Origin of the sequence: Ruthenibacterium lactatiformans (genome assembly GCF_000949455.1) — a bacterium.
Classification (GTDB): Bacteria; Bacillota; Clostridia; order Oscillospirales; family Ruminococcaceae; genus Ruthenibacterium; species Ruthenibacterium lactatiformans.
Genome location: NZ_JXXK01000008.1, coordinates 14,481 through 26,647, shown reverse-complemented (window position 1 = coordinate 26,647; position 12,167 = coordinate 14,481). Strand labels below are relative to the sequence as shown.

Sequence of the window (12,167 nt, the reverse complement as noted above, 5' to 3'; positions counted from 1 at the left end):
TAGCACAAAATCTCGCTATCACTAAAACCGTGTACAAATACAATACGCACACAACAAGTCCCTTGATCAAAACCTCACCACCTGTCTGTGCTGCACATTATACAGTATTAACACTGCGTATCATGTCGATACACTTCGCCAATGAATCCACAGCGTAATCAACTTCTTCAAAAGTGTTTTGATGGCCAAAGCTAAAGCGGATGGTGGAGCGGGCATCTGTGTCGGATAATCCAATTGCGGAAAGGACATGAGAAATGTTAACCGACTTTGAATCGCATGCGCTGCCAGTAGAGACACATATCCCAAAAGAATCAAGCAGAAGCAATAAGGATTCCGCCTCGACTTCAGGGAAACGCATACTTAAAATGCCTGTATTGTTTGAAAATGGATCATCCAACGTTGTGGCAAATCGAATATTGTTTTTTGTGCACGCATCAACGAATCTGTGCTTCAAAGAGTCTGTGTGTGCCATACGTTCGTCCATAAATCGAACGGCTTCGTCCAAAGCAACAGCCATCCCAACAGCTCCTGCAACATTCTCAGTTCCAGCTCGCATCTTTCGTTCCTGTCCGCCTCCACAAATCATGGGATACATTGGCACTCCATTACGGACGTACAGCGCACCAATACCGCGCGGGCCATTGAATTTGTGAGCGCTCATTGAGAGCATATCTACCCCAAGCTTCTTTACATCCACTTGGATGTGCCCAACCGCCTGAACTGCGTCCGTGTGGTAAATTAGACCGCATCCATTAAAGGATTTAAAAAGTTTACGAAGATCTTGAACGGTACCAATCTCGTTGTTTACAAACATAAAAGAGCACATTACAGGCTTGTTTTGCAAGACTAGCGATCGCGTTGCGGATTCATTTGGTGGAACAATATATCCGTGGCGATCTGTCATTAATTTAAGCGCTTTTACATCTCGTTCAAGTCGATTATGCGCCGCATTTAAAATAGCGTGATGCTCAATGCCGCTTGTGATTATATCGCCATGAGTACCGATCATATCGATCGCCCAGTTATCTGCCTCGGTGCCGCCGCTCGTAAAAAAGATTTCATCAGGTTCTGCATTTATGGTGCGAGCTATCATTGCACGTGCACACTCAAGTGCTTCTTTGGCCTTGCGCCCGGCGCTATACAATGATGACGGATTTCCATATTCACTTGTAAGCCACGGTTTCATTGCGCTGAGCGCTGTAGGGGAGAGGGGAGTCGTTGCGGCGTTGTCAAAATATATGAGTGAATTTTTATACAACCTTACGAACCTCCGTGTCCTTCATGCGCCTACAAGCTGCCATGCGCTCAGCAGCTGCGCGGCGTTGTTCATCCGTCAGCGCGGGTCTGTTTCTTACTGCCTTACCAATGGTAAGTGCGCGTCGAGGGGCGCGAAAGCGCATCCCAACAACGGAGTCAGTACCAGTTAGGCAAGTAACGTCTACGATCTCCCAACCCTGTTTCTTAAACTTTGTCATGTCTTTTCTGATTGTGGTGTCAGCGAACCATGTTTCACGGGAATCAATGTACAAATGAGTCTCCTGTTCTTCTACGCTGGGCTTTGAATTCGTGTAAAGTGTCATGTATATGTGTTTCCTCCTAAAATTTAAGTGAATTTTTACCTTTGAAGCAATAAGTAAGGATTTTATGCCTTCCGCTATAAAACGCCGTGCAACAGCCATAGAATCGACGCCAGAGCATGCGCGGCGCGGAACAACCAGTCAAGAGAGGCTCACGCCGGCTGCGGAGTACCCCAAACCTTGTCATCGTCATCATCCCAAGGGTCGTCTTCATCATTGGTGCTGGTATTTGGTTTACTATTATCCTTGGCAGCGTTGTCCTTAGAGCCCTTTCTGAGTTTTCTTTTTTCCTTTCTGGAATCCAGTTGCTCCAGTTTGTATTTAAGCTCCTGTTCTTGTCCAAACCGTGCATAGATGTTAGGAATTTTAAAAAATTGATCTCCAAAACGAGTAGCGGTATTGGAGTGGTAGACGCATAGAAGCTGATTTTCCTCAAGGAGAGACATCAATTTGATGGCAGTCATTTTGGATACACCGCATTGTTCTGCAATTTCTTCGTAGGTGACATCATAGGCTTCTGGAAAGATAGAGGGGTCATCATCAGGGCTTCGCTTGAAAATTTGCGAAGCAATAAAAGCAAATGCCCAAAGGAGTAATGGCTTGCTGGGATAATCAATCCTCATGATTTTTTCGAATTCAGAAAAGAAAATTCTGCCAAACTTTTTACCATTAAATGTCTCCTTTTCTTCTACGCAGATAAGGCTATCGAAGCGTTTTCGATATAGTATGACTTCAAATTTGTATCCGGAAAATGAAGAACCCAAGAAGTGCCTGAAATGCTTTCTTACAATTGCCGGACTATCATTAGAGATTATAGACAAACCAAGTGATTTGCATAGATCCTCATGGGAAAAAGCATAGTATGGAGCATTAGCATATTTGAAATATTTTATCGTCATAAGAATCGCCAAGTTGTTCTTTAGCGTTTTTAAATCTTCTTTTGTTGTTGAAATACTGCTATACCGGTGTAATCCTTTCTCGAAAAGCTCGGTGTCGATTTTTACAAAATTATCCAAATTTGTAGTTCCTCCAAATAATAAAATAACGGTGATTTCTTCCGCTTTTTTATAATCAAAAAGCTCAAATTGCTATACTCCAAAAAAGGATACGTTTTTTCCTGTTTCGTCTCAAAAAAACCACGAAACTCAAAAGGGAGATTTTCTCTGTTTTTTTAGACTATAGCGCGGTACTAAAAAGATGGGAAAAATTTCGGTTGAGTTAGGCGATACAGAAGAATAAGAACTCTTTATAAGAATAAGAACTGAAAACCCTAACCGGTTTTTCTCATATTTAATATAAATATTAAATATTCGAAAAACCGGTCTCCCAATATCGCGAAAAAGAGAAAATGGAAAACGGACGAAAATCGAAGCAGGGAAATGAAGCGGAAAACAATCTGAAAACAATCATGCGATAGGAGCATTCGATAGGACTGCGGTAATACGATCAGAGCAATCAATCAGTTAGTAGGTCCCTATGGTAAGGGGAGACACCTATCGTTCATTCGCTGCGCTCATTCACTCACGGTTTCTCCCCTTACAACCCCTCTTCCCTAGGCGGCCTTCGCTTCGCTCGGCCGCGGGCGGCTGACGCCGCCCTTGAATCGTGTGCACAACAATCGTGCGAGAATACATGTAACAGTGGCGGAGCCAACAGTTTAATTAACAAACAGGTTCACATAGTTATTGAGCAGTGTATCAAACAATGGTTGCAATTCTTCGAATGCGTCTACCGCATCAATGCCATTCAGCCTTTTGTCTCCGGGATGATGCTGTGCGTAGATATCAGCATACGTATTCAGGTCCTTTCCGTATGTATCTCTCATGGAGTTGTATATGTTGGCGAATATTTGTTTGTTGTCAGTACAATTGATTTCTTCAGCAAGTGCTTTAACGCGCCTATATACGGTAGTTTTCCACGGAGACGAGTGATATGTACACACAGCGCCTACAATTCGCTGTAGCGATGACGATTGATGTTTCAATTCGGCCTTTAATTCTGAGATGCTGTTCATCATTGCTGTGAGCTGTGCCTGTAAGGCTAATGCCTGTACAGGCTGTGTGGCAACCAACTGCATTTCCCCGCGCCGTAAGGATTTCAGGATTTGCCGGATATGGCGACGAAATTCCTGTGCCTTTGGTTTGCGCGATAACATACATACTTCGTAGATGCCATCTTCGCTGAATACGCGGGTGTCACGCATTACCAGAGAATTGTGAGGAGGTGTCAGAGTGTCATCCCATTGAGAACTCCATATAGGAATCAGCTCAATACGTGAAAATTCTTCATTCCTCAGATTTTGATGACGATTGAGAAATCTTTTGAAATTGGCTTTTGATTCATATTCCAAACAATTTGAAAGTTGCAATGCAGTCATAAAGATTTCGTGTTCTTCGTTCTCATAGAGATCTACAGGTGAATCATAAAAAATATCGGTATGTGCAAGTGTAAAGCTGCTTGTCATTTAGTTGTCTCCCAAATAAATTTGATGTATCATTGCTTTGCCATTACGACGTAAATCGGAAAAGAGAGGATACTCCGTTTCAGCGTACCCTTACAGTGCTTGGCAACAGCCTCGTTCGGTCTGGCATATCCCAGTGCTTTGGCTACATCCGATCCGCAGAACAATATCTTGCCATCGCTTTCTACGGTACGAATGCTGCCGAATGTGTGGTTTGTAAAAATCTGCATAGCTGTTTGCTTCATTTTCTGGTTACCTCCCTAGAGCTAAAAATTTGAGGGCGAATACAATTTGAAAAACTTCATGCGTCACCCAACGTTTAAATGTCTTTGCTTCCGGTTTATCCGAACGTAGGATAACAGAATATAGACCTGGTTCGTTAACGATGGTTATTTCTTGGTATCCACCAGGGGTGTAACTCAGAGTTATATCCCTTTCATCCTCGTCCAGACGCTGTGCAACCTTAGCAGGATTGCTTAGACTAAGCGCCCGGCATACATCCCTCAATACCCACCATACTTCGTTTCCGTGTTGGATCGTACGGACCTCATTCCCTTGGTACTCAAAAATCTGCATAGCTGTTTGTGTTTGATTCATTTTCTGTTTGATGTCCTTTCTGCCCATCAGGGCCTTTGACAAATACTTCTTTGCGAATATTGGCTGATAATTGGAAATGGGAAATAATGGTAAAATATCAATCCTCTCTTGAGAAATTCAAATGGGATTTATGCTGAGAAGCAAGAGTCAACAATCGTTCAACTTGCGGCATGATGCTTGGGTTTTCGTAGAAGCGGGACAGCTCATTGCGAACGGCGTCAGAAGTGGGGATATCCCAACCAGCATATTGCTTTGTCAGGCTGTTGTCGTAATGGCATGTGCTGACACGAATGATATCGAGTGTATGGGGATCGATAAAAACGATTCCTTCAAGCCGAAGCTTCGAAATAACAGGCGCTGCGTAGTGGGCAAATGTTTTTCTCATAGTGTGCGTGGTAAAGGCCGTACGGATGTTTAGCGCTGCTTTTACTCTGGCAAAGTCACGATTTACTGTGCCTTCCTCAATAGCCTCTGTCTTGCTTTTCTGTCCTATAAACAGAGGCTCGTCCATCGAGAAGCCTTTGCGGCACTTGGAAAGATACAGAGAAATAGCGTCTGTAGCCATCTTTGTGAGAATTGGGCCAAACATTTTTTTTACCTTGCGTTCGTGGAGAATAATGCGTTCCTTGAAGGTATCCGGAGTGTCCATGATGTCCCTAATGAACAAAGGCGTGTAATCATCATCTGGATCACTTGCCTTCCCTTTCTTGCCCTTGCGCACCAACGCACTGATGCGACAGCCTGTAGTGATGCCGAGACACCAGATGGCATTGAGCCGGTATGCCCATGGCTTATTGACAGAGATAAGATACTCGGAGATCTGCTTGATGAGATATGGGTCATAGATCGGGTCTGCAGACTTCTTTGAGGAAGTGGATGAAGCTGCGGGCTTTGCTGTGCGCGGCTTGCGTTCAAAAGAGTGGGCGTTCATCAAACGATTCTGGAATAAAGAACTGGCATCGATCAGGATACATTTTTCAGCATTATTTTTTAGACTTACTGTGTTATCAGGCATTGTTCAACCTCCCTTGATGCCCTAAGTATACTCGGAGCCAAATAAAAAGTCAATACTTTCTGTGAAAGTTTTTTGAAGAAAATCGAAAAACATGGCCAAGTACACCTAAATTCCTAGTAAATTCATATATTTTTTTGGAACGATGGGGTAGAAGTAGTAAAAGATGTCGCTGGAAGGCAATGTGTTTCAAAACACTGTAAATTTCAATAAAAAATAGTGGTAGTTGAGAGTGGCTTGAAAATGCTTTTGGAGAGCTGTGGAGCGTGGGGGTGCAATGGTGCTGCGTGCACCATCCGATCCGGTGTCCAGATGATGGGGAAGAGAGCGAAGTGAAGCGGAGTTATGGGTGAGGCTATAAAAAAATTTAGACTTGGCGTTACCGTGGCCAAGTATATGGAGATTTTATTGAAGTTTCTATATGTTTTGTGGCCTGTTTGGATGATGCGGTAAAAGTTGTCGATGGAAGTGATAACTCTTAAAACGTAATAAATTTCTTAGGATTTGAGTGGTACTTGAAACAGAGCTGGGAACTGTTGTGAGTTGTGGTGTGTAGCGCAGCGTAGATATTGGGGGCAATAAAAAAATCCGGGCGGATCAGAAATATCTGAGTCCACTCGGATTTTTCGTTATAGAAAAGTGTCTAGGTTTGAAGTTTGTATAGGTTTTTGAGTATCATACCCAAGTATACCTTGATTTGTTGGAAATTTATTTGTTTTTGAAGACTGATGGAGTTAAGCCGATAAAGTTGTTGCTTAAACAATTAGTATTTATTTTGCTGATTATAATCAATGAAATTTGTGGTAAGTTGAATTGCACGATTTACTTTTTCCCAGAGGTCTCCTCAGGTTGCGGGAAGCTGCCAAACAGTTGCTCCTGACGAAAGCGGTAAGTCGGCTCTTGCCATGAGTCGATTTGATAGCTGTTTGTCATGAGTGTTACAGCGTTTCCATACTCCTGCGTGATGAAGCCGTATTTCCTGCAAAGATTTATAACCTCGTCCCAGTGCGCATCGCGGTTAGAAATGATCTGCAGCTCTTCCTGTGTCACTTGAAAGACCTCCTTCGAAAAATGTAATTGCTTATGGACAATGATAAAGGATTGCTTTACAAACTAAAAAATGCTTATGTACAAAAAAAGGGAAGCTCTTGCTTCCCTTTTTCTTAAAAGTTGAAGTTATTTCGCATTATCTACGAGAACAACTTCCGTATTGCCAGCTTTGGCCTGCTTCTCAACAGCTGCCATCAGCGCTTTCACGGACTCGCGGGAAGAAGTTGCGCCAGCCACAGCCGCCAGAGCTAAAGCAAGCAGGTTTCTTCATGGGGAATTACTCCTAATTCAACCGCAAAACTTCGTTTGTGAAAGTCTTATCATGGCTAGAATATCACTATCTGCACTGTAAGTCAACAGCAAAATAGTTATCATTACCAGATTACTCTTTGGACGTCATAAAGTTTGCAAAGATAGCGCCGGAAATATTATGCCATACGCTGAATACAGCGCCAGGGATAGTAGCCAGCGGATACTGTGCAAAATGGGTGGCCGCCAGAGAGGTTGCAAGACCAGAGTTCTGCATACCGACTTCGATGGCAACTGCCTTGCATTTACTCATGTCAAGCTTCAGAACCTTGCCCACAGCGAAGCCCAGCGCATAACCGAGACAGTTGTGAAGAACAACTACCAGCATGATAAGAAAACCACAGGTCATGATTTTGGAAGAGTTGGCAGATACAACAGCGGCTACGATGGCCACGATGGCAGTGACGGAAACAAGGGGCAGAACCTTTGTAACCTTCTCGGTAAAGCTGGAGAACAGCTTATTGATGATGCAGCCCAGTACGATGGGAACAATCACAACCTTTACGATGGATAAGAACATACTCAGAAGATCTACATCTACCGTCTGTCCAGCATACAGTTTAGTTAGAAGCGGAGTCAGGAACGGTGCAAGAATGGTGGAGACGCCGGTCATGCCAACAGACAGGGCCACATCGCCTTTTGCAAGATAAGTCATAACATTGGAGGAAGTACCACCGGGGCATGTGCCCACCAGAATAACGCCTACGGCCAGCTCTGGCGGAAGTTGGAAAAGCTTTGTCAGAACAAAGGCAAGCAGCGGCATGATGGTGAACTGTGCAACAGCGCCGATAATGATATCCTTGGGACGGCTGAATACAACCTTAAAATCGCTGGCTTTCAGGGTAAGCCCCATACCGAACATTACGATGCCCAGAAGTGTGTTGACGTAGCTTGTCTTAATGAAACTTACAGACTGTGGCACGAACAGGGCAAGTGCAGCCACGGCTAGGACAAGGATTGCCATGTACTTTCCTACAAAATCACTTATTTTCTCCAAAACTCTCATTTGTTTTTCCTCCTCATTTTGAAGTGATGAATCTTTCAGCCAATGCGCTGTTCCCTCAGAATACAAAAAAACCTTCATCTCTAAAATTAGAGACAAAGGTTTCAACTCTGCGGTACCACTCTATTTGCCGTCCGAAAACGGCCGCTCAATTATCATCCGTCAATGATAAACATGATAACGTATGTTACACGTTCCGGCTTACGCAAGCGTAGGGCGCGCTCTTCACCCGGACTGTTCTAAGGGGATTTTCGCGGAAGTTCCGTTGCCGTGTCCCATCAACCCACGGCTCTCTGTAAGCTTTCCTCTCGCTACTTTTCCTTATCAACACATTTGACTGTTTGATTTTTTGCTATCATACCACTCTGCTTTCCGAATGTCAATAGCTTTTTATTATCGAAAGAAAAAGAGGAACAAAGTCCACCCAAGAGCCAAAGTGAATGTTCAAAAATTCAAGTATAATAATTGTGTTCACAAAAGGTTCTGATTATTGAAGCAAATTTACAAATCTTCCAACTGCTCTTTATAATGGACGACAGTAGATCAAACGAGAAGATATCCTGCAAAAACGGAATCCCTTGTGATGGGGGGATGAGGGATAGCACATGATATAAAATGATACGGATTGATTTAAGGGAATACCGTTCATGCCAATAGAGAAAGAAATGAGACTTTAATGAGTTGGCATAATGGCAGCTTGTACTTTTCAGTTTTAGATATGAAAACAATATATTGGCTTTTAGAACAGCAGACCATGCTTGGCCTGCTGTTTTTTATGCTTATATATCGGAATTTTATGCTGGACCCCGTGGATGAATGTTATTTTTGTCTGAAATGACACGATTTTAGAGGATTTTCGGATATGGAAATAATACCGAAAATGGGAGGGAAATAAGAGGGAAAAATGGCTTTGGGATGCGGTTTTGTGAGAATGAGAGGGGAGAGAAGTGAAGGGATTGAAGGGAAAAATTTTGAGATTTGATTTGAACTTTTTAGCGCTTTTTTGCGATATTCGGGGAAAACGTAGTGTTTTCAACGGTTTTTGAGGCTTTTTGAAAGGATTTTAGCGTGATTAATGTGAATTTTGAGAGGAATGGAAATGGGGAAAATGGCTTAGATCAAGGGTTTTGCCGAAGCGAGTCCCGAATAAAAATGGGGGAAATAGTGGGAAATTATGGAAAATAATCTGGGGTGTGGGAGAGAGGTACTTAATGGTTTTTGCGTGATTTTTTATACCTGAAAAATGTAAATATCCCCCCCCATAAATGCCCATAAATGGCTTTACTAAGCCAAAAGCCGCATAACGGTAATTTTGCGGCTTTTTTTGCCTGTATCTGATGATGAATAAAATATTATCTAGTATTTAAAACCATATGCCGCGATTGCGCGCGGCGCGCGGGAGGCCATTTTGCAAAGCATACTTTGCATTTTGCTATTTACTACTACACTTGTAGTAGATACACGCCGATTATACCGCATTTTGCGGTAAAAACACACCATATGCGCGCGCGTTCATCTAACGCCACACATACACACGTATACGCATATACGCGCGTATTAGTACGCGCATACGCGCACGCGCGAATAAGGTATAGGGTAAATTGGCTTGTTTTTTACAATGTATTATGCCTGTTTTCGCCTATATATTGTTTATATTGCGCATGTTGGGAATACCAATTGACATTGGTAATACCAACGTTTAAAATAGGCATTGTCAAGAGGGACACGGCCCACGGACAGCGCCACGCATGAGAGGTCACGCGGGACAGCTGCACGGGCCCCACGCCTTGCGACACATACCCACGACACGCGGAGCGCGTTATATTCAAACATAGGTTGCGGGAAAAAGCAATCTTTAGACGGTGCTTTCCATACCGTCAAAAGTCGTTTCCAATATCGCGCCGGGACGGTGCAAGGGAATTTCAGAAACTTGAAAAATCAATAGTGCAATGCCACTATATGACACATGTGTCATTATAGGCGAGGAAACTTGTTTACAAGGGACCGCAAGGCATAGGGATAAAGGAGATTGCGACGCCCGCGCACATTGTATAGCTTGCAACGTGGATTGTTCCCATAGTTTGCAAGAAAAAGCGGTTAAATGTCCGTAAAGTCCATAGGGAAAGTGTGGCCTGATGTGAACGGATGTAAAACCGTAGTAAAGTAGCAAGCAAGCGCTATTTATAGGCGCTGTCCAACGGTACGAACTGAAACAAAAGAGTATTGGACGAAAAGTATAAACGCACTTTGCGAAACGCAAGTAAAACACATGGTACTACTTGTGGCAAGTGTGGCGGGAATGCCTGCGGAGACTGTAAGCAAGTAGCGGTCATTCCTGCGGAAAAACTACATAATTCAATGTGTTTAACATTGATAACGAAAGCACAAGAGAAAGCAAAACGCGGTAAAACGTATACTTACGTGTAAGGCTATTGCAGCCAAAGTGCCGAAGTAGTTGCAAGTATCTTGTGCTTTTTTATGAGTGCTAAACACTCTTGTACGCAAGCCCAGCTTACCACTGGGCTTTATTTTTTACAATTTGAAAGGGGCTTTTACCATGGAAAACAAAAAGAATATCATCGCTATTATCGAGAACATCCGCGCTGCAAAAGAGCTTTCCAACGAAGAAAAAGCACAATTTGATGCTCTTACTCTGCAAGATTGGGCAGATCTGCTGAATGCAGGAGAAAAAGTCACGGATTTGGCAGATAATGCCGCAAAAGAAGAAACTAGACGAATCAAAACCGCAAAGTGCGCAGAATTTCTCACAATGGACCGGGAAGCGATGTTTACAGCATTCATTGATGACCCGTTCTATATGACAAAACGAATCGTATTGGATAAAAAGACAAGCGCATATAAAGTTGCTGACGTAAAGAAGCAGCTCAATTTCTATGACCTGAACCGTGCTTTTCAGCTTAAAAACTCGAAAGAATTAGATGCAAACGGCAATCCGATTTTAAACAAAGCTGTGACTATTGCAAATGACAGCAAATTTGACCTGTACCTCAGAATGTTCCTGGATAACATTGCGCAATCTATCGCAGATGATATCAAAATCGTAAGTCCTGCGCTTACTGATCTGCAAGCACAGAAAAAAGCAGAATATGGCATGGAGGGTATTGGCCTTGCGAAAATGGAAGAACAGTTGCGCAAGGTTTGTGCCGCAATCTGTCCGGAGAGTGTGCTTCCGAAAATGCTGAAAGAGGATGTCAAATTTATCAAAATCAGTGCCGCAAATGTCAAGTATGACGCGATCCAAGTCTTTAACGAAAAACCATGATGAATGCAATTTTTTCGGCAATCAAAACGCGCAAAGAGGGTGGAAAGTATAAGATGACCTCGAAAGCGGCTTGCCATCGAGCAAAGAAAGAGGGCTAAAACGAATCCGGGGCGGCAAAAGCCGCCCTAGCTAATGCAGCCAATGGCGGTCACAAGCCCGCATGAAAAATGCAGAGTGGCAACAAAAAAGCCTGTGCATCTACACAGGCGAAAGGGGGCGCAATGATTGCCTTTCCCAATGGGGGAATATTGGTATGTAAGGTGTGGCACCAAACTAATAAAGTTTGAAAGCTGGCAAGCTGCCATAGAATACATAAGCCAATAAGCAAAAAGTGCTGGGCGACACTATAAACCGCCTGCCCCTTTGCGGATAAGTATATCACATGAGCAAGAAAAAGTGCAATACAATTGAATTGAAAAAGCCAGGAAATTTTGGTATACTATCATCACTGGATGGTGATAGTATGGCTATGTCGAGAGAAGAAGCAGAAAAAAAGAGAGAGCAACTAAAAAGGCGATATAATTTAATTCTTACAACACAAGAGGGCGAATTGTTTGATGATCTGCTTTTAGAATACCAATGTAAATCTGCTTCGGATTTTATAAAGAAAATCATTAAAAAGGAATTTAAAATAAGTAAGTGATAGTATGGCTGAAAGAAATTATAGTAAGGAATACGCAAGGGAAAAAGAGCAAAGAAAACTTGTTGGAGCCAATCTACCTATTTCAATAGCCAAGGAATTTGATGAATGTTGTAAGAAAAACGGTGTGAGTCGTTATTCAGTTTTAAAACAGTTTATCATTGATTATATTGAGAAAAATAAATAAAGATTTGTAACTGCATTACACTATATTGAGTGTTGCACCCGGTTGTAA

General features: G+C 42.8%; 11 protein-coding genes and 1 other annotated feature. Of the genes, 3 read left to right on the top strand and 8 right to left on the bottom strand.

Features of this window, described 5'->3' with window-relative positions:
* Positions 1 to 97 precede the first annotated feature (97 nt).
* The 8 genes from TQ39_RS07400 to TQ39_RS07360 form a co-directional block, all read right to left on the bottom strand.
* Positions 98 to 1,258, bottom strand: coding sequence for a cysteine desulfurase family protein (locus tag TQ39_RS07400; RefSeq protein WP_069955708.1), 1,161 nt, complete (start codon positions 1,256 to 1,258; stop codon positions 98 to 100).
* Between the two features lie 471 nt (positions 1,259 to 1,729).
* A complete protein-coding gene (locus TQ39_RS07390) occupies positions 1,730 to 2,593 on the bottom strand; it encodes a hypothetical protein (RefSeq protein ID WP_050005077.1) in 864 nt (287 codons plus the stop codon).
* Positions 2,594 to 3,234: 641 nt separating this feature from the next.
* Positions 3,235 to 4,041 carry a BRO family protein gene (locus TQ39_RS07385; protein WP_050005076.1) on the bottom strand — a complete coding sequence of 269 codons (807 nt, stop codon included), beginning with the start codon at positions 4,039 to 4,041 and terminating at the stop codon, positions 3,235 to 3,237.
* 29 nt (positions 4,042 to 4,070) lie between these two features.
* On the bottom strand, positions 4,071 to 4,283 hold the full coding sequence (locus TQ39_RS07380) for a BRO family protein (RefSeq protein ID WP_050005075.1): 213 nt from the start codon (positions 4,281 to 4,283) through the stop codon (positions 4,071 to 4,073).
* A 7-nt stretch (positions 4,284 to 4,290) separates the two neighbouring features.
* The gene (locus tag TQ39_RS07375; protein WP_050005074.1) at positions 4,291 to 4,662 is read right to left on the bottom strand and encodes a BRO-N domain-containing protein; all 372 of its coding nucleotides are present in this window, start codon (positions 4,660 to 4,662) and stop codon (positions 4,291 to 4,293) included.
* Positions 4,663 to 4,732: 70 nt separating this feature from the next.
* A complete protein-coding gene (locus tag TQ39_RS07370; RefSeq protein WP_050005073.1) occupies positions 4,733 to 5,650 on the bottom strand; it encodes a tyrosine-type recombinase/integrase in 918 nt (305 codons plus the stop codon).
* 819 nt (positions 5,651 to 6,469) lie between these two features.
* A complete protein-coding gene (locus tag TQ39_RS07365; protein WP_050005072.1) occupies positions 6,470 to 6,697 on the bottom strand; it encodes a hypothetical protein in 228 nt (75 codons plus the stop codon).
* A 382-nt stretch (positions 6,698 to 7,079) separates the two neighbouring features.
* Positions 7,080 to 8,012, bottom strand: coding sequence for a bile acid:sodium symporter family protein (locus TQ39_RS07360; protein WP_050005071.1), 933 nt, complete (start codon positions 8,010 to 8,012; stop codon positions 7,080 to 7,082).
* Positions 8,013 to 8,097: 85 nt separating this feature from the next.
* Positions 8,098 to 8,346, bottom strand: a binding site (T-box leader).
* Between the two features lie 2,220 nt (positions 8,347 to 10,566).
* Between TQ39_RS07360 and TQ39_RS07355 the strand changes: the two genes are divergently transcribed.
* The 3 genes from TQ39_RS07355 (at position 10,567) to TQ39_RS07350 (ending at position 12,119) form a co-directional block, all read left to right on the top strand.
* Positions 10,567 to 11,292: a hypothetical protein gene (locus tag TQ39_RS07355; RefSeq protein WP_050005070.1), complete on the top strand. Its 726-nt coding sequence runs from the start codon at positions 10,567 to 10,569 to the stop codon at positions 11,290 to 11,292.
* Positions 11,293 to 11,674: 382 nt separating this feature from the next.
* A complete protein-coding gene (locus TQ39_RS20750) occupies positions 11,675 to 11,935 on the top strand; it encodes a hypothetical protein (protein ID WP_156146218.1) in 261 nt (86 codons plus the stop codon).
* Between the two features lie 4 nt (positions 11,936 to 11,939).
* Entirely contained in the window at positions 11,940 to 12,119 is a 180-nt protein-coding gene (locus tag TQ39_RS07350; RefSeq protein WP_050005069.1) for a hypothetical protein, read from the top strand.
* Positions 12,120 to 12,167 lie beyond the last annotated feature (48 nt).